The organism is Zhenhengia yiwuensis (assembly GCF_014384995.1).
GTDB classification, from domain to species: Bacteria; Bacillota; Clostridia; order Lachnospirales; family Cellulosilyticaceae; genus Zhenhengia; species Zhenhengia yiwuensis.
Genome location: NZ_JACRSY010000046.1, coordinates 1 through 17064, shown reverse-complemented (window position 1 = coordinate 17064; position 17064 = coordinate 1). Strand labels below are relative to the sequence as shown.

Sequence of the window (17064 nt, the reverse complement as noted above, 5' to 3'; positions counted from 1 at the left end):
ACGGACCGCTGGTGCATCTGTTAGGCTGCCAAGCCTATAGCAGAGTAGCCAAGTCTGGAACTGATAAACGCTGAAGGCATCTAAGCGTGAAACAGACCTCAAGATAAGACTTCCCATCCGAAAGGAGTAAGACCCCTTGTAGACTACGAGGTAGATAGGTTGGAGGTGTAAGCATGGTAACATGTGTAGCTGACCAATACTAACGGTTCGAGGGTTTGACCTAAAAAAACAAGGTTAACTTGTTGCAGTATTTGTTTTTGAGAGTATAAGAAAGGCAAATAAAATACTCAAATATTTTTGGTGACGATGCGCTTTAGGGAAACACCCGTTCCCATACCGAACACGTAGGTTAAGACTAAAGCGGCCGATGGTACTTGGCTGGAGACGGCCTGGGAGAGTAGGTGGTTGCCAAATTTTTAATATGCCCGAGTGGCGGAACTGGCAGACGCACAGGACTTAAAATCCTGCGAGCTAACCCTCGTACCGGTTCGATTCCGGTCTCGGGCATATATTTAAAAAAACATATTCAAGAATCCTGTATGAGTGTAGGATTGTTGAATATGTTTTTTTGTTTTAATATACTTTTTATCTTAGTTTATTTAATCTAATGTACACATCTCAGCAAGATGCTTCCAATAACGTTTAGGCACAAAACTTCTTTGTAATTTAGGATTTTTACGTTCTTTAATAGTTGTACCATCATAATAGCTTTTGAATAAGTCTTGAAAGGGATCAATGATATTAGTACTTGCTAAGGCATGAGACTCTTCTAAAGTTAGTTGCTGTAAGTAGACTTCTTCTTGATTATACACAAGAGCAGTCTTTCTTTTTAAATCATGAATAATAAAACGTTGGTCAGAGAACCTTTTAGTAAAGTGTTCAGATAAAAGAGGAAGAATATTGTGGTCAGGTTCTATTTGAGCATAGAAATACTTAGGGCCAATCTCTTTAAAGCGAACAAAACCATTAAAACGATGAACTTCAAGTGTTACCTTACGACGGAAAGAATCTACTTGAATAATTGTGTCATTATTTTTAGCTAGATTAATACTTTCACCATAGCGGTAGCATAATTTAAGATAATCTAAACAGAGATTCTCAAATCCTTTTAACTCACTTAGATAAAGATAGTAGACAGTCGAGAGAATAGAAGTAGAGAGTTTAGTCTGAATACTTGTATAAACCCGCTTAAACTTATCTTGCTCTACGTTAACTTTAATAGGTTCATAAAGGAGATTAGGTATATAATTGAGTTCTCTAGTAATAAGAGGAGACTCTTTATCTTGGTAAGCATAGAAAATGGCAGTAAGAAAGCCTTCAAAACTTCCATCATATAAATAATTTTTCATAATTTATAATTCTCCTGTTAATGCAGTTGGTAAATCATCTAAGAGTAAAATTCTTGACTTAGAATGAGGTTGATCAAATAAGCTAAGTTGGGTAGCATTGTTTTCAACTATATTAAGGTCTAATTCGGGTTTCATAGCAAGGCGAATTTTCTCATCATCATAGGATACATTTCCATTATACTTTCCATTACATAATATAAAATATTGTGCACGTTTTAAAACAATACGTAACTTTTTTAAGTCTTCAAAGGTTAAGTTAGTAAGTCGTCTAGCACTTATAATCTTCTTGGCACCATTAAGTCCAATACCGGGCACACGTATAAGCATTTCGTAAGGAGCTTTATTAACTTCAATGGGAAAGAGATGCATATTACGTAGTGCCCAGGAGGTCTTAGGATCAAAGTTAATATCAAAGTTAGGGTTTTGTTCATTTAGTAGTTCATTTGCTCTGAAACCATAAAGACGTAATAACCAGTCACCTTGGTAGAGTCTATGTTCACGCATAACAGGAGGAGACTTAAGTATAGGCAAGTTATTGCCTTGATTAATAGGAATATAAGCTGAGTAATAAACACGTTTAAGTGAATATTTATCATAAAGCCCCTGACTTAGATTCATAATGCTTAAGTCACTTTCTGGAGATGCCCCTACTATAAGTTGTGTACTTTGCCCACCAGGTACAAAGAGAGGTGCATGACGGAAAGACTTACGGTTATCTTGACTTTCTAGAATATGAGATTTAATAAGCCCCATAGGTTTTAATATATCTTGTTTAGCTTTACTAGGTGCTAGCAGTTTAAGGGACTTAGAAGATGGGAGTTCAATATTAACACTCATACGGTCTGCATAAAGCCCACATTCATTAATGAGGTCTTCACTTGCACCAGGTATGGCTTTAACATGAATATAGCCTCTAAACTCGTGTTCAATGCGTAGTTTCTTAAGTACTGTAGTCAAAAGTTCCATTGTATGATTTGGATCCTTAATAATAGCAGAGCTTAAGAAGAGACCTTCTATATAATTACGCCTATAGAAGTTCATAGTTAAGCTAACGACTTCATCAGGTGTGAAAGCCGCACGCCGCACATCATTAGACTGTCTGTTAATACAATAGGCACAATCATAAATACAATAATTAGTGAGTAAAATTTTTAGTAATGAAATACATCTGCCGTCAGGCGTAAAAGAATGGCATATACCACTGGCTTCAGTAGAACCTAAAGCGCCTTTCTTAGATTGCCTCTTAGAGCCTGAAGAGGAACAGGATACATCATATTTAGCTGCATCTGATAAAATCTCTAATTTTGTTTTAATATCCATAACATCACCTTATTTTATTATAACAGAACAAGTGTTCGATAGTCTAGGGAAGAAAAGCTTATTTAGAGAATAAATTTAATTTATTTATGAGATTTCTCTTTACATACGTCAAAAATCATGGTAAGATAATAAAGTAATTGGTTAATCATTGTGTATCCATAGCTCAGCTGGATAGAGCAACGCCCTTCTAAGGCGTGGGTCCGGGGTTCGAATCCCTGTGGATACGTATTGAAAAAGAAGGCTGATAAACTTTTAAAGTTTATCAGCCTTCTTTTTTTGCTATAAAATAAGTTTTGAATCTTATATACTATTCTTATGAATATACATTGACAGATGAGGTATATCTACATATATTATAATTAAAGTATAAACATTAAGTAAAGTTTTCATATATATAAAGGAGGTCAGCATGTCTATAGCATCAGATCTTATACGAGGTCATACAGAAACAATTATACTTGCGCATCTTATACATAATGATAGTTATGGCTATGAGATTAACAAGTCTATACAGGAGAAGACTGATAATCAATATGAACTTAAAGAAGCAACACTGTATTCAGCATTTAGGCGATTAGAGACAGGTGGATTTATTACATCTTACTGGGGAGATCAGACAACAGGAGCACGAAGAAGGTACTATAAGATAACGCATCTAGGAAGAGCATTATATGAACAGAATAGGGAAGAATGGCAGACTGCTAAGGAATTGATTACTAAATTAATAGAGATTGGGGAGTAAATAGTATGAATAAGAGATTGCAAGATTATATTAACAATTTGTTTTCACAAGTACCTAATAGTACGTATGCCCAAGAATTAAAAGAAGAAATGCTTACAAACCTAAGTGACAGATATGAAGATTTACTTAGAGAAGGAAAGAGTAAGGAGGAGGCCTTTATTATAGTTACTTCTAGTATTGGAGATATTAGAGAGTTATTAAGTGGATTAGATGAGAGTGCAGTTATTATAACCACAAAAGATATAGAGAAACGTAGAAGAAAAAGTGCTTTAATTACTAGTTTTGCAGTTATGTTATATATCTTAGGTGGTACTGTGCTTATCTGCTCTTCTTTCTTTGGAGCCGAAAATCTAGGACTCATATTACTGCTTATTATGGTTACAGTTGCAACAGGAATGCTTGTTTATGATCAGTGTAGTAAACCAGCTGTTTTAAAAGATGAAAGTCATCCAGAGAGAGTGAGAATGACCTCTGAAGAAAAGAGAAAAAATGAGCTTGAGAGTATTGTATCAAGCATACTTTGGACCTCTATTGTGGCTATTTATTTACTACTAGGCTTTATGGGAGATTTATGGTCTTATTCTTGGATCATTTTTATTATAGGTGCAGCTTTGCAAAACATAGTTCATCTTGTCTTTAAGTTAAAGGAGAAATAGCTATGAGTAGGAAGAATTTAATTATATTGCAAATTGTATTATGGAGTTGTATTATTGTTTTTTTAACTGGCATCTTTGTTTATGCAAGCTTTACGAATCATGAGGAAATGACTATAGCCTTAACAGGAAACGGGCATGAACTAAATTATGAAGTGCCTTTAGAAAATATGAATGAGATTGAAGTTGATTTGGTAAACCAGGATATATATATTTATGAAACAGATGAACCTGTTCTAATAGTAAAGCAAGTAGCTAATAGAAGAATTCCAGAAGACGAGAAGTTAAGGTTAGTTCAATATGAACATAAAGTAAGAGTAGAGAAGAAAAATAACATTGGATTTAAGGTGTTTAACTTTGGGAATTGGAGCTTTAATGAGAGAGTAGAAATTTATGTACCAGCAACCTATAAACAATTACTAAATTTAAAGACAGTATCTGGCACAATCAAAATGGATAATGTGATAGTTGATGAAATAGAATGTCAGACAACATCTGGTGATATTGAAATGATCAATGTTACTGCAAAAGAAATGAAAATAAATACGACTAGTGGAGATATAAAGGTAGAAAATATAGAGATAGATTCCCTAGAGGGAGTTAGTACAAGTGGTGATTTAGAAATAGAAGGTATGTGTAATAATGTAGAGGGTAAAACCGTAAGTGGTAATATAGAACTAGAATTAATGCAGCATCCTAAACAAATAAGAGTTGAATCGGTTTCAGGTGATATAGACTTAACCTTTGCTAAGATGAACGGATTTGATTTAGAGTTTAACTCCACAAGTGGAGATTTTGAAAGTGATTTTGATGTTATAGCAAAAAGTAAGAAAAAGTATAGCTATAAGGATGAAAGTGCTAAGTTGAGGGTAAAAACAGTTTCGGGAAATCTAGAGATTAATTAGCTCAATTGTATTTAGTTTAATGGATATAAAGTTTTTTATTCGCTTAAAATAAAAGTCAAGTTGAAGTGGCTCATGACTTTTAAGAGGGGGAGGCATAAGTTGCATATGTACATCCATAAAAGGACAGGATAATGTATAGATTATATGGTGTAAATATAAATGTGTATATATAAAATGATAGAAGATAAGCTCATTTATGAACCTTGTTCTTGTCATAAAAAATACGATATGATATAAGTAGAGTAAATAATAAAATTAAAGAGGGTTACATGAATATTAAATTAGATTATTATAAGGTATTTTGTATGGTAGCGCAGTGTCAGAGTTTTTCTGCTGCGGCAAAAAAACTTTATATGACACAACCTGCTGTCAGTCAAACTATTATGCAGTTAGAAAGTGAACTTGGCATTAGTTTATTTAGAAGAAGTGCAAGAGGTGTAGTATTGACTGCAGAGGGGAGCTTACTCTATGAATATATACATACAGCTATGAATCTCATTCAGGTAGGAGAACAAAAGATTAAAGAAACCCTTAATCTAGTTGCTGGAGAACTTAAAATAGGGGTGGGAGATACGATTTCAAGATTTTTCTTATTGCCCTATTTAGAAGAATTTCATACAAGATTTCCGAATATCAAACTAAAGATCATTAATCGTACTACCATTGAGCAATGCGAATTATTAAAGGCAGGTGAAATAGATCTAGCAGTATGTAATTTACCGGTAGAAGACCCAGCGTTAGAGGTAAGAGAATGTCTGCCTATACATGATATCTTTGTAGGGGGAGAGGAATATAGGAAGTTAAGTAAAAATCCTGTATCACTCGAAACTCTTACTGAGTTACCACTTATCTTTCTTGAGAAGAAATCTAATTCTCGTCAGTATGTAGAGCAATATTTACTTTCAGAAGGTATTAAAATTAATCCTGAAATAGAACTTGGTTCACATGACTTATTACTAGAGTTTGCTAAGATTAATTTAGGTATATCTTGTGTTGTTAAAGAATTTGCTAAAGATTATTTAGAAAGTAAGGGAGTATTTGAGATTAGATTGATGCAACCTATCCCTAGGAGAAGTATAGGATGTCTATTCTTAAAGAGTGTCCCTTTATCACCAGCCTCAGCAGAATTTCTTTCTATACTAGAAACAAATATAAAAAATTTAAATTAGCTATTTACATACGTCAATAGATATGTTATTATACTTATGAAATAGCGATGGCCCAGTGGTACAGTTGGTTAGCACGCCGCCCTGTCACGGCGGAGGTCGAGGGTTCGAGTCCCTTCTGGGTCGCTTATATGCCGGAGTGGCGGAACTGGCAGACGCACAGGACTTAAAATCCTGCGGGACTTACCTCCCGTACCGGTTCGATTCCGGTCTCCGGCATAGGGAAATCCTACAACATAAGTTGTAGGATTTTTTTTGCCTAGCTGAGCGCTAGATTTATGGACGTTCTAAAAAACTTTAATTTTTTTAAAAAAAGGCTTTACATATGACAAATACTATGTTATTATAAGAGAGTAATTGACATAACAACTTTGGAGAGGTGTCCGAGTGGTTTAAGGAGCTGGTCTTGAAAACCAGTGACTCCGAAAGGGGCCGTGGGTTCGAATCCCACCTTCTCCGCTTCAGAGCGTATAACATAAGTTATACGCTTTTTTGTTATGTAAAAATAAGTATTATAAAAAAGCTCGAAATGCACATAGCATTTCGAGCTTTTTTATATATGAATTTAGAAAACGAGCTTAGAGAGAGGAATACCTATAACTAAAATGATAAGTAACATCACAGCTGAGATGATAGTTGTATATTTATAAATATCAGATGTTTTGAACCATGTTTTATTACCATGAATAAGTGCGGCGTAAGGGGAAGCAGCAGGTGTTACAAGAGCCATAAGAACTAAGAAGATAAATATAGAGACAATTGGGTCTGCTGATATACCCATTGTGCCACAGAATGTAAAGATGATAGGAATAAAAATCATCCCAATTACTGCACTGTTGCAGAGGTTTGTTAGTATAAGTCCGATCACTAAAATCATCGCAATAAAGACAAATTCACTTGTACCTCCGAAGATCGGAGTAAGCGTTTGTTTAAGGAATGGTGTTACACCAGTAGCTTCAGAAGTTAATGCATTACCTATAGTTAATGCAGCTGCAATAAGGAATACGGTGCTCCATTGAACCTGAGTACTCATAACAGTTTGATAGTCGATAACAAACTTACCTTCTAACTTAAGTCCACATAAAATACCTACGAGTAGTACTGCAAAACCAAATTTGTTGTCATTGAAGAACTGTTGTAATGGACCTGCTGGTAAGATACCAGGAAGGAGCATTAAGATAACAAAAAGACCGAATGCAGTAGCTAATAGCTTATGTTTGAATGTTAGAGATGGTAAAGGATTTTTATTAAACATTTCTGCATTAATGGCTTTTAAGCTTGTAACGTCCGGTCTTAATACATATTTCATAAATAAGATAAGGACAGTCAAGCAAATAAGTGATAAAGGAATAGTAAGTCCCATATAAGATGCATAATTTACTTCAACACCTGAAACATTCTTATAATTGCTAAGTAGAATAAGAGGAACATCTTTAAATGGTGCAGAAGCTACACCAAATATAGCAGTAATTACAACAGCTATTAGCATAAGTGTTGGATATTTATCACCTGGTTTATAATCTAATTCTTTAAAAATTCCGTACAGTATAGGCCAGAATAAAAAGGTTGGTGCAAAAGCGCTTGATAAGAAAGCTAATACGTATACACCTAAAAGAAGCATAAAACTAAACACCCAAGGTTTTCCATTAATAATTTTACGGGTTAAAAACCATCTGCCTATGTAATTAGTTAAACCAGATTGAACAACTGCTCCAACAAGAACCATAATAAATAGCATTTGTACAACGGTAGAATCTCCAAGAAAATTCATTAAGATAGTATTCATAGGTGCATAGGAACTAATTCCTAATAGCGATACACCCACTAAGCTTGGCCAAATTGAATCACAAGTCGTCCATAAATAAATTACACCGAAGAAGATCCCGAGTACTTCCATTCCGACAGGAGTGATAGGAGCTGGTGCCGGAATGAACTTAAAGAATAACATTAATGACACGCCAATTATAGAATTAATAAGATACCAATAATTTAGCCTACGTTCTGTTTGTTGCATAAAATTCATCTCCCTTTTAAAATAAGTTCTAAAAATAACCTAAATCAAGTATGTTAAAATAATAACATAATTGAAGAAATAAAAAAAATAACATAAGTTATTTAGAAATAAATTTTGTATAAAGGAATAAAAAAATAAATCAATTATATGTATATTATCACCATAATAAAAAAGTAAATTGACAATATAATTTGGGTTAATATACAGACAAGGGCAAAATGATTGTTAATCATTTTGCCCTTGTTATTTAGAATAAAATGTTTGAAAGTGGTATACCTACTAAAATCGTAATAATTAAAATAAGTATAGTCATTAATGTAGCATATTTATATATATCATTAGAGTCTAACCAAGATTTATTACTATGCATAATTGCTGAGAATGGTGAAGCGGCAGGGGTAATAGTACCTAATAGAACAACAAAAATGAATATAGCAATAATTGGAGCAGGCATAATTCCCATAGATTGAGTGAAAGTGAGAATAATAGGGAGGAAGATAATCCCGATTACAACACTATTACAAAAGTTTGTAAGTATAAGTCCTAATATAAGTACTAAGATAATAAAAGTAATTTCTCCAGTTCCTTCAAATATAGGTGTAAGGAGTTTACTTAAGAACGGTGTTACACCTGTTACGTCTGAAGTAAGTGCGTTGCCAATCGTAAGGGCTGCACCTATGATAAATATAGAGCTCCATTGAGTATGGTTATTAGCAATAGATTGGTAGTCAATAAGGAATTTACCGTTAATTTTAATGAAACAAAGGATGCATACAACAGCTAAGGCAAAGCCATATTTATTATCATTAAAGAATGGTCTAATAGGAGAATCTGCTGGAAGAAGACCAGGTAGAAGCATGACAATAATATAAACTATGAAAGCTACTGAAAGAATCTTATGTTTTAAATTTAATGGTGGTAAAGGATTTTTATTAAACATTTCTGTATTAACTTCCTTAAGTAACGTAACATCAGGTTTTAATATATATTTCATGAGTAAAATGATGCTAATGATAGATAAGAAAGATAAAGGTAATGTTAATCCCATAAAGGCAGTATAGTTAATTTCGTTGCCGCTAAGTGTTGTATAGTTGTTAAGAAGGATAAGTGGACCGTCTTTAAATGGAGCAGCAGAGAAGCCGACAATTGCAATAACTACAACTGCAATAAGCATAAGTGTTGGATATTTATCTTTAGGTTTATAACCTAACTCTTTAAAGATACCATATAAGATAGGCCAGAAAAGAAAGATTGGTGTAAAAGCAGATGATGTAGCACCTAGTGCATAAACACCTAGGAGTACCATGAATGAGAACATCCAAGGCTTACCATTGATAACCTTTCTTGTTAAAAACCATCTTCCGATATAGTCAGTTAAACCTGATTGCACAAGTGCACCGATAAGAATCATCATAAAGATGAGCTGGACAACAGTTGCATCACCTAAGAAGTTCATTAGAATTTGGTTCATAGAAGCATAACTACTACATCCTAATAATAAAATTCCTAATAAACTTGGCCAAATAGGATCAATAAAAGACCAGAGTAAAATCATCCCTATGAATATCCCTATGATTTCCATCCCTATAGGAGTAATAGGTTCTGGAGCAGGAATGAATTTAAAAAAGAGCATAATAAAAATGCCGATAGCTGAAGTAATCCAATAGTGAATATCAGCTTTGGTGAGTCTTGCTTGCATGAAAATCTCTCCCTCAAATAAAGTTTAGCCAATAAAATAAGCCATAGTGTGTTAAAACAATAACACACTATGGCGGAATAAAAAATAGCCTATGTTAGGTTTAGGTAAATAATATATTAGTAGGGAAGAGATTCTGTATCCTGAATATATCGTTCTAGTATATCTAAGTTTTTAATAACAATAAGGTGACCATCCTTTTCAATTGCACCTACCTGTTTTAAAGAACGCATAATACGAGATACAGTTACAGTGTGAACGCCTAAATATTTAGAGAGTTCAACATAGTTAAAATGTTTATTTACAATGCGTCTTTTGCCAGACATATAACTAAAGTCTAGCAAAGTTTTGCATAAACGGCTTGGCGTACTTGCTTCCTGCATAAAGTGAAAATGATAAAGTACGTTAGAAAAATGATTTGCAAATAGTGTCATGATATAACGGTTAAGATGAGCATTTTCACTTAATAATTTGTAGAAGTTTTTATAAGAAATTTCATAGAGCTTACAATCAGATTTAGTATACATATAAAAGGCCGCAGAGGCAGCATTTGAGGGGAGTGTCAGGTATGCAGGAGTAAAGTTGATAATGCTTCCTGAAGCAAAATAATGATAGATTTTTTCCTCGCCAGATTTTGTAATGCTTATAAGAGCACATAGTCCATCTTCTAAACAATATACATGATCATTTAGGCGCTCTAAATCATAGAGACATTCACCTTTTTTTACAGTACGAAATTTCCCAATTTTGCAGAACTCATCAAAATAAGATTTATCTATTGATGTCATGATGCATCCCCCTCTAATGGTAAAAATAAAATAAGTATTATATTTGAAAATACAATATATTGGCTAAAAAATCAATGGAAATAAAAAAATAGATGTAGATGCCCTTAAATTTTTGAAACATAACATGCGTTATTTTTAAAAATTTAAGAGAATGATATACTGAATTTATAAGAAACGAAGGACAAAATTATAAACTTATTTGTTAAAAAATTATCTAATCAATATATACAAAGTAAATGGAAGGGGCGTTAAGCGTGGCACTATACGACGTAGTTATTATTGGAGCAGGACCAGCAGGTATGACAGCAGCTATTTATGCAGCAAGAGCAAATATGAGTGTACTTTTATTAGAAAAGCTTGCACCAGGTGGACAAATTATTAATACACATGAAATTCAAAATTATACAGGTGTAGGAACTATTAATGGAGCAGAGCTTGCTTATAAAATGTTTGAGCATACACAAGAATTACAAGTGACTTTTGATTACGGAACGGTTAAAGATATTAAAGAAGAAGGTAATATTAAAATTATTACATGTGAAGAAGAGAAAATCTTTGAAGCTAAGACAGTCATTTTGGCTACAGGGACTATTCCGAGAAGACTTGGTGTAGAAAATGAAGACCGCTTTGCAGGTGAGAATATTAGCTGGTGTGCAATCTGTGATGGGGCTTACTACAGAGATAAAGATGTTGTTGTTATTGGTGGCGGGAACTCTGCTGTAGAGGAAGCAATCTACCTTGCAAGTCTTGCAAATTCAGTAAAAGTAGTTACACTATTTGATTTAACAGCAGACCCAGTATCTTGTGATGAATTACGTGCCCTTCCAAATGTAACAATTTATGAATTCTATAACATCGAAGGATTCACTGGAGTAGAGAAATTACAAGGTGTGCGTATTAAATCTACCCAAACTCAAGAAGAGTTAGAACTTACATGCGATGGCGTATTTGAGTATATAGGTCTTAAGCCATCTACAGAAGCTTTTGCAGCATTAGGTATCTTAGATGAACAAGGTTATATTAAAGTAAATAGCCGAATGGAAACAAGTGTTGCGGGTATTTATGGAGCTGGAGATGTGGTAACAAAAGAGTTAAGACAAGTTGTTACAGCATGTTCAGATGGCGCTGTTGCAGCACAAGTAGCATCAAAATATATTAAAACAATTTAATTCGTATAAAAGATTAATTAAAGGAGCTAATAATCATGATTAAAGAAATTACAAACTTTGAAGAATTTAATGCAGTAGCAAACCAAGGTAAAGTATTAGTTGACGTTTATTCAAAAACATGTGGTCCATGTAAAATGTTAGGTTTTGTATTAGCAGACTTAGAAAAAGATATGCCAGATGCAGTAATTTTAAAAGTAGATTTTGATCGCAATAAAGAAATCGTTGAAAAATATGATGTAGCATCTTATCCAACTATCCTTTTATTACAAGATGGGGAAGAAGTAAAGCGTTTAAAAGGTTTACAACAAAAACCGGTATTAAAACAATTATTAGAAGCTTAATTAAATTATCATAAAACATCATTTTAGGTAGGAGGAAAGAAAATGTCAGTATCATTTAAATCGGTAGACCATCTTATTACAGCACAGTACAGACAAGAACAAGCTATGCTTGAAGCTTTTGCAAATGGTAGTTACAGTGTAGAAAGTCCATATGTAAAATTAAATCCTTATATTGTATGTCCACTTTCAGCAGTTATCATGTTTAACACAGAAGAAGAAGTAGAAGTTACACTTACTGTAAAAGGTAAAGAAGAAGCTGGAAACATTACTCATACATTCCCAAAAACAAAAGAGCATAGACTTCCGGTAATGGGCTTATATGGAGATTATGAAAACACAGTTGTTCTTAAACTTTCAAATGGTGTAGAAACAGAAGTTAAAATTCAAACAGCACCTGTCCAAGATAACATTGGTAAATGTACATATATCAATACAACAAGTGAATATATGCAAGATAATATCATGTTTACAACACCAGCTGGTGAAGACTATGCAGCGGGTTATGACTATAACGGAGACTGCCGTTGGTACTTAACAGAACCATTTATCTTTGATATGAAACGTCTTAAAAATGGTAATGTACTAATTGGTTCAAATCGCTTCATTGGTAAACCATATTATATGGCTGGTATCTGCGAAATGAGCCTCTGTGGTAAAATTTATAAAGAATACCGTATTCCAGGTGGCTATCACCATGACCAATTTGAAATGGAAGACGGCAACTTACTTATCCTTACACAACAAGCTGGAGCAGCAACTGCAGAAGATATGTGTGTACTTGTAGATAGAAATACAGGTGAAATCTTAAAATCATGGGATTACAAAAAAGTACTTCCACAAGATAAAGGTAAATCAGGTAGCTGGTCAGAACATGACTGGTTCCATAATAATGCTGTATGGTATGACAAACGTACAAACTCTCTTACATTATCAGGTAGACACCAAGATGCTGTTATTAACTTAGATTATGAAACAGGTGACCTTAACTGGATTATCGGGGATCCAGAAGGCTGGCCACAAGAAATGGTAGATAAGTACTTCTTTACACCAGTTGGAGATGGTGAGTTCGATTGGCAATATGAGCAACATGCATGTGTTGTATTACCAGATGGCGATGTTATGATGTTTGACAATGGTCACTGGGGATCAAAAGACCCAGCTAAATATGTGTTATCAAAAGATAGCTACTCTCGTGGTGTAAGATATAGAATCAATACAGAAGATATGACAATTGAACAAATCTGGCAGTTCGGAAAAGAAAGAGGTGCACAATTCTTCTCACCATATATCTGTAACGTAGAATATTACAGAGATGGACATTACCTTGTACATTCAGGTGGTATTGGATACTATGATGCAAAACCAACACAAGTATTACCAGCGTTCCTTGATACAAAAGATCCAAAAACAAAACTTCAAACTATTACAGTAGAAGTTGAAGATGATGTAGTTAAATATGAAATGCATACAACTGCAAACTACTACAGAGCAGAAAAACTTAAATTCTATCATGAAGGTACTAATCTTGAACTTGGAGAAGGACAACTTTTAGGCCATATGGCTGTAACAGAAGAGTTCTTAACAGAAGTCCCAGCAGAAGATACAGGTTTATTATTACCAGAAATTAATGAAGGTAAATTCATTAATGAAGTTGACCGTATTATCTTTGATGCAAAATTTGAAAGAGGTCAACTTGTAATGCTTCAATTAGAATCTATGACAAATGATGATGTACATAGATACTTTGTTCCAACAACTAAACAAACATTCTTAGCAATGTGCGCAGGTACATTCCAAGAGTCAGATGAAAGAGTTGTTAAGTTCAATGTTAATAAAGAAGGTTTAAGTGGCATCTTCAAAATTACAGTTATCGTAGACGATAAAAAATATCAAACAGGTGTTGTAGTTAACCTATAATTAAAAAAAGGTGTAGAATCTCACAAAAGATTCTGCGCCTTTTTTGGTTTTTGTCGGTAAAATACATAAAAAAATATACAACAAGTATATATTTTTGTGGTAATATAATAGTTGTCACAAGATAACAGACAAAGAGGGGGCACAATTGGTGATAGGTTACGTATATAATAAGGCAATGGAAGAACAACTAAGAGACTTAGGCGTGAGAGAGGGAGATATCTTATTAGTACATAGTTCTATAAAAGCATTAGGACTTAAGGATTTAAAAATAGAGTCTCTTATAAAAAGTATAGAGAATGTGTTAGGTGAAAAAGGAACATTATTAATGCCTACATTAAGTTATAAAAGTGTAGATGGAAATAACAATGACACCTTTAGTGTAAAAGATACACCATCTGATGTAGGCGTATTAAGTGAGTGTTTCAGAAAGATGGATGGTGTAGTACGTAGCTTGCATCCAACACATTCTGTGTGTGCAAAGGGAAGATTTGCAAAAGAGTTACTAGAAAACCATCATTTAGATCAAACACCATGTGGACCAAATTCTCCATTTAGACTGGTTAATGAAATGGGAGGACATATATTATTTTTAGGATGTGGGTTAAATCCTAATACCTCTATGCACGGGGTAGAAGAATTGGTAGAACCGGATTATTTATATGGTGAGATGCTACAATATAAACTATTTAATGTAAATAGAGAGAAGAGTTATAAATACTATAAGACACATGGATTTAAAAATACCATCCAATGTTACGATAGAATTGAAGCGTTGTTAGAAGAAGGTACTGAACTTAAAAAAGGGAAAGTATTTGAAGCAGAATGTTATTTAATAAATGCAAAGGCAATGTGGAAAAAAGCTATCAATATACTTAGAGAAGATGAACATTATTTTGTAGATGTAAAAAAGAGTTAAAGTAGGATATTATCCTACTTTAACTCTTTTTTAGTGATTTTTATAGTGAATTATAGGGGGTCTAAATTAGAAGTCGCATCTACGGCAACCACATCTACGGCAACCGTGACCATTGTCATCATCACGAGAAGTTCCTCTGATGCAGCCACGATCTTCAAGTCTATCAAAAGCGTTATCTAATCTTCTAATATCCTCTTTTAAATCATTGATACGTCTTTCAACTTCATTAGCTAAGCGTCTGCAGTCACGGCGACGTCTGTCATCTCTGTCATCTCTGTCGCGTCTGTCATCTCTATCAAAGTCGCGGAAGCTACCTCTTAATCCACGTTCTTCAAAATCACGAAAATCATCTTCAAATCTTGAACCATTACAATCACATGCCATACTAAAAACCTCCATTTTTAAGTTATTTATTCTTTTTACATTGATTTTTATAGTGAGTTATAGCGAGTTTAAATTAGCAGTCACATCTACGGCAACGGCGACCACGGCAGTCGTTATCATCACGAGAACGCCCTCTGATGTAACCACGATCTTCAAGTCTATCAAAAGCATTATCTAATCTTCTAATGTCCTCTTTTAAATCATCGATACGTCTTTCAACTTCATTAGCTAAGCGTCTGCAGTTACGGCGACGTCTGTCATCTCTGTCACGTCTGTCATTTCTGTCATCTGCGTCAAAGTCACAGAAGGTACCTCTTACTTCACGTTCTTCAAAATTACGAAAATCATCTTCAAATCTTGAACCATTACAATCACATGCCATACTAAAAACCTCCTTTAAAGTTGTTTACAATTATATAATATGTACGACCTCTAAAAGGGTGACAAACCTATGGTGAAAATAAATAATATATATTTAAATATAATTAAGAAGAAGAGGCGATAGGAAAGATAATGACATTTATGGAATGGATTAAAATAAGTTGGGGTGAACAAGATTTTAAATTGAAAGCATTTTATTAAGCTGAGTATTTTTAATGAATATACTTATTTTAAGGAAATACCTTTATAGTAAAATATTGTTACTTTCATTGTTTTCTCAGTCGGGATTACCATCATGATGAAAGATATCCTTATTAATATAGTAGGGGATTTATATATTTTATGGGCTGAACCTTTTAAAATGGGAGATAGGATAGAGGTTAATGGCAATATAGGAGATGTAATTGATGCAGGATGGTTACAATTTAAAATGATAGAAGTAAGCAATAGAATTAGCCAAGAGCAAAGGCTTTTTTTCTATTTATAACTATGAAAAAGGATTTTGCTATACTTGGCATGAGATTAGTGTTGATAATACACTAGAAGAGCGATTGGGAGAAAGCTAAAGAGATACTATATGATATTATAGACAGAATACAGAGGGGATTATAACTTTATCTATTAGAGTAATTTAATGCCTATTATCTATATAGAAGTAAAGAATAATTATATTAGGCTTACAGCAAGATATCTATGCAGTCTAAGGCAAACTAGAATGGCGAAACATACGCTGTGGGAAAGCTTTCTTAAGATTATTCAACAAGAAAACAATATTAATTTAAAAAAGGTGTAAAAAGGGGTTGACTTATGCAAAGTTATAGTGCATAATAATAAAAGTCAGCAGGGCACAGCGCCACTGACACACAGGGCTGAGGCCTTGATAAATAAGAAGAAATGAACTTTGAAAATAAAATAGTAACCATTAAACCAGTCGATTCATAAGTCACATGAAGTGACAAGTCAGTACTACTTAACAGTACAAAATGTCAAGAGACAAACTTTTTTATTGAGAGTTTGATCCTGGCTCAGGATGAACGCTGGCGGCGTGCTTAACACATGCAAGTCGAACGGACGGATTGGAGCTTGCTCCATGAAGTTAGTGGCGGACGGGTGAGTAACGCGTGGGTAACCTACCCTATGCAGGGGGATAACGTTTGGAAACGAACGCTAATACCGCATAACCTAGTTGGTTCGCATGAACCGGCTAGCAAAGATTTTATCGGCATAGGATGGACCCGCGTTGGATTAGCTAGTTGGTGAGATAACAGCCCACCAAGGCAACGATCCATAGCCGGCCTGAGAGGGTGAACGGCCACACTGGGA

At 34.0% G+C, this 17064-nt stretch carries 16 protein-coding genes, 5 tRNA genes and 3 rRNA genes; 17 read left to right on the top strand and 7 right to left on the bottom strand.

Going from position 1 to position 17064, the window contains the following annotated elements; genetic code table 11:
• The 3 genes from H8718_RS17765 to H8718_RS17755 form a co-directional block, all read left to right on the top strand.
• Positions 1 to 223 (top strand): 23S ribosomal RNA (locus tag H8718_RS17765); the annotation flags it as partial.
• 73 nt (positions 224 to 296) lie between these two features.
• A 5S ribosomal RNA gene (gene rrf, locus H8718_RS17760) occupies positions 297 to 414 on the top strand.
• A 9-nt stretch (positions 415 to 423) separates the two neighbouring features.
• Positions 424 to 507, top strand: a tRNA-Leu gene (locus tag H8718_RS17755).
• 92 nt (positions 508 to 599) lie between these two features.
• Here the strand turns inward: H8718_RS17755 and H8718_RS17750 are convergent.
• Both H8718_RS17750 and H8718_RS17745 read right to left on the bottom strand, forming a co-directional pair.
• Positions 600 to 1349: a TIGR03915 family putative DNA repair protein gene (locus tag H8718_RS17750; RefSeq protein WP_249334210.1), complete on the bottom strand. Its 750-nt coding sequence runs from the start codon at positions 1347 to 1349 to the stop codon at positions 600 to 602.
• A 3-nt stretch (positions 1350 to 1352) separates the two neighbouring features.
• Positions 1353 to 2669, bottom strand: coding sequence for a putative DNA modification/repair radical SAM protein (locus H8718_RS17745; protein ID WP_249334208.1), 1317 nt, complete (start codon positions 2667 to 2669; stop codon positions 1353 to 1355).
• A 152-nt stretch (positions 2670 to 2821) separates the two neighbouring features.
• Between H8718_RS17745 and H8718_RS17740 the strand changes: the two genes are divergently transcribed.
• From H8718_RS17740 to H8718_RS17705, 8 genes are all read left to right on the top strand, one after another.
• Positions 2822 to 2895, top strand: a tRNA-Arg gene (locus H8718_RS17740).
• Positions 2896 to 3078: 183 nt separating this feature from the next.
• Positions 3079 to 3411, top strand: a complete 333-nt coding sequence (locus H8718_RS17735; RefSeq protein WP_249334206.1) for a PadR family transcriptional regulator — start codon at positions 3079 to 3081, stop codon at positions 3409 to 3411.
• A 5-nt stretch (positions 3412 to 3416) separates the two neighbouring features.
• On the top strand, positions 3417 to 4067 hold the full coding sequence (locus H8718_RS17730; protein ID WP_249334204.1) for a permease prefix domain 1-containing protein: 651 nt from the start codon (positions 3417 to 3419) through the stop codon (positions 4065 to 4067).
• Between the two features lie 2 nt (positions 4068 to 4069).
• Positions 4070 to 4969, top strand: a complete 900-nt coding sequence (locus H8718_RS17725) for a DUF4097 family beta strand repeat-containing protein (RefSeq protein ID WP_249334202.1) — start codon at positions 4070 to 4072, stop codon at positions 4967 to 4969.
• 269 nt (positions 4970 to 5238) lie between these two features.
• Positions 5239 to 6138 carry a LysR family transcriptional regulator gene (locus tag H8718_RS17720; protein WP_249334200.1) on the top strand — a complete coding sequence of 300 codons (900 nt, stop codon included), beginning with the start codon at positions 5239 to 5241 and terminating at the stop codon, positions 6136 to 6138.
• Between the two features lie 49 nt (positions 6139 to 6187).
• Positions 6188 to 6261 (top strand) — tRNA-Asp (locus H8718_RS17715).
• A 7-nt stretch (positions 6262 to 6268) separates the two neighbouring features.
• Positions 6269 to 6354: transfer RNA gene (locus H8718_RS17710), tRNA-Leu, on the top strand.
• Positions 6355 to 6508: 154 nt separating this feature from the next.
• Positions 6509 to 6594 (top strand) — tRNA-Ser (locus H8718_RS17705).
• A 106-nt stretch (positions 6595 to 6700) separates the two neighbouring features.
• On the opposite strand, the gene H8718_RS17700 is transcribed toward H8718_RS17705, so the two are convergent.
• The 3 genes from H8718_RS17700 to H8718_RS17690 form a co-directional block, all read right to left on the bottom strand.
• The gene (locus H8718_RS17700; protein ID WP_249334198.1) at positions 6701 to 8149 is read right to left on the bottom strand and encodes an SLC13 family permease; all 1449 of its coding nucleotides are present in this window, start codon (positions 8147 to 8149) and stop codon (positions 6701 to 6703) included.
• Positions 8150 to 8396: 247 nt separating this feature from the next.
• Positions 8397 to 9848 (bottom strand): SLC13 family permease, encoded by a 1452-nt coding sequence (locus tag H8718_RS17695; RefSeq protein ID WP_249334195.1) that lies wholly within the window; start codon positions 9846 to 9848, stop codon positions 8397 to 8399.
• Between the two features lie 116 nt (positions 9849 to 9964).
• Complete coding sequence (locus H8718_RS17690) at positions 9965 to 10633, bottom strand: Crp/Fnr family transcriptional regulator (RefSeq protein ID WP_249334192.1); 669 nt, start codon at positions 10631 to 10633, stop codon at positions 9965 to 9967.
• Between the two features lie 254 nt (positions 10634 to 10887).
• On the opposite strand from H8718_RS17690, the gene H8718_RS17685 reads away from it, so the two are divergent.
• The 4 genes from H8718_RS17685 to H8718_RS17670 all read left to right on the top strand — a co-directional run bounded on the left by H8718_RS17685 (position 10888) and on the right by H8718_RS17670 (position 14976).
• On the top strand, positions 10888 to 11802 hold the full coding sequence (locus H8718_RS17685; RefSeq protein WP_249334190.1) for an NAD(P)/FAD-dependent oxidoreductase: 915 nt from the start codon (positions 10888 to 10890) through the stop codon (positions 11800 to 11802).
• A 35-nt stretch (positions 11803 to 11837) separates the two neighbouring features.
• Positions 11838 to 12143: a thioredoxin family protein gene (locus H8718_RS17680; RefSeq protein WP_249334188.1), complete on the top strand. Its 306-nt coding sequence runs from the start codon at positions 11838 to 11840 to the stop codon at positions 12141 to 12143.
• A gap of 42 nt (positions 12144 to 12185) precedes the next feature.
• Entirely contained in the window at positions 12186 to 14060 is a 1875-nt protein-coding gene (locus H8718_RS17675) for an aryl-sulfate sulfotransferase (protein ID WP_249334186.1), read from the top strand.
• A gap of 148 nt (positions 14061 to 14208) precedes the next feature.
• Positions 14209 to 14976: an AAC(3) family N-acetyltransferase gene (locus tag H8718_RS17670; RefSeq protein WP_249334184.1), complete on the top strand. Its 768-nt coding sequence runs from the start codon at positions 14209 to 14211 to the stop codon at positions 14974 to 14976.
• Between the two features lie 66 nt (positions 14977 to 15042).
• Here the strand turns inward: H8718_RS17670 and H8718_RS17665 are convergent, their stop codons facing one another.
• Positions 15043 to 15360 (bottom strand): hypothetical protein, encoded by a 318-nt coding sequence (locus H8718_RS17665; protein WP_249334182.1) that lies wholly within the window; start codon positions 15358 to 15360, stop codon positions 15043 to 15045.
• 73 nt (positions 15361 to 15433) lie between these two features.
• On the bottom strand, positions 15434 to 15742 hold the full coding sequence (locus tag H8718_RS17660; RefSeq protein WP_249334181.1) for a hypothetical protein: 309 nt from the start codon (positions 15740 to 15742) through the stop codon (positions 15434 to 15436).
• Between the two features lie 294 nt (positions 15743 to 16036).
• Here H8718_RS17660 and H8718_RS17655 point away from each other — a divergent pair, with 294 nt between their 5' ends.
• Positions 16037 to 16228, top strand: coding sequence for a mechanosensitive ion channel domain-containing protein (locus H8718_RS17655; protein WP_249334178.1), 192 nt, complete (start codon positions 16037 to 16039; stop codon positions 16226 to 16228).
• Positions 16229 to 16743: 515 nt separating this feature from the next.
• Positions 16744 to 17064: ribosomal RNA gene (locus H8718_RS17650) — 16S ribosomal RNA — on the top strand; the annotation flags it as partial.

Bases quoted from the DNA above. Each gene is read 5' to 3' on its own strand.
- H8718_RS17730 (WP_249334204.1), top strand. From the start codon at position 3,417: ATGAATAAGAGATTGCAAGATTATATTAACAATTTGTTTTCACAAGTA.
- H8718_RS17665 (WP_249334182.1), bottom strand. From the start codon at position 15,360: ATGGCATGTGATTGTAATGGTTCAAGATTTGAAGATGATTTTCGTGAT.
- H8718_RS17655 (WP_249334178.1), top strand. From the start codon at position 16,037: ATGATGAAAGATATCCTTATTAATATAGTAGGGGATTTATATATTTTA.
- H8718_RS17690 (WP_249334192.1), bottom strand. From the start codon at position 10,633: ATGACATCAATAGATAAATCTTATTTTGATGAGTTCTGCAAAATTGGG.
- H8718_RS17680 (WP_249334188.1), top strand. From the start codon at position 11,838: ATGATTAAAGAAATTACAAACTTTGAAGAATTTAATGCAGTAGCAAAC.
- H8718_RS17720 (WP_249334200.1), top strand. From the start codon at position 5,239: ATGAATATTAAATTAGATTATTATAAGGTATTTTGTATGGTAGCGCAG.
- H8718_RS17750 (WP_249334210.1), bottom strand. From the start codon at position 1,349: ATGAAAAATTATTTATATGATGGAAGTTTTGAAGGCTTTCTTACTGCC.
- H8718_RS17700 (WP_249334198.1), bottom strand. From the start codon at position 8,149: ATGCAACAAACAGAACGTAGGCTAAATTATTGGTATCTTATTAATTCT.
- H8718_RS17695 (WP_249334195.1), bottom strand. From the start codon at position 9,848: ATGCAAGCAAGACTCACCAAAGCTGATATTCACTATTGGATTACTTCA.
- H8718_RS17745 (WP_249334208.1), bottom strand. From the start codon at position 2,669: ATGGATATTAAAACAAAATTAGAGATTTTATCAGATGCAGCTAAATAT.
- H8718_RS17735 (WP_249334206.1), top strand. From the start codon at position 3,079: ATGTCTATAGCATCAGATCTTATACGAGGTCATACAGAAACAATTATA.
- H8718_RS17660 (WP_249334181.1), bottom strand. From the start codon at position 15,742: ATGGCATGTGATTGTAATGGTTCAAGATTTGAAGATGATTTTCGTAAT.
- H8718_RS17725 (WP_249334202.1), top strand. From the start codon at position 4,070: ATGAGTAGGAAGAATTTAATTATATTGCAAATTGTATTATGGAGTTGT.
- H8718_RS17675 (WP_249334186.1), top strand. From the start codon at position 12,186: ATGTCAGTATCATTTAAATCGGTAGACCATCTTATTACAGCACAGTAC.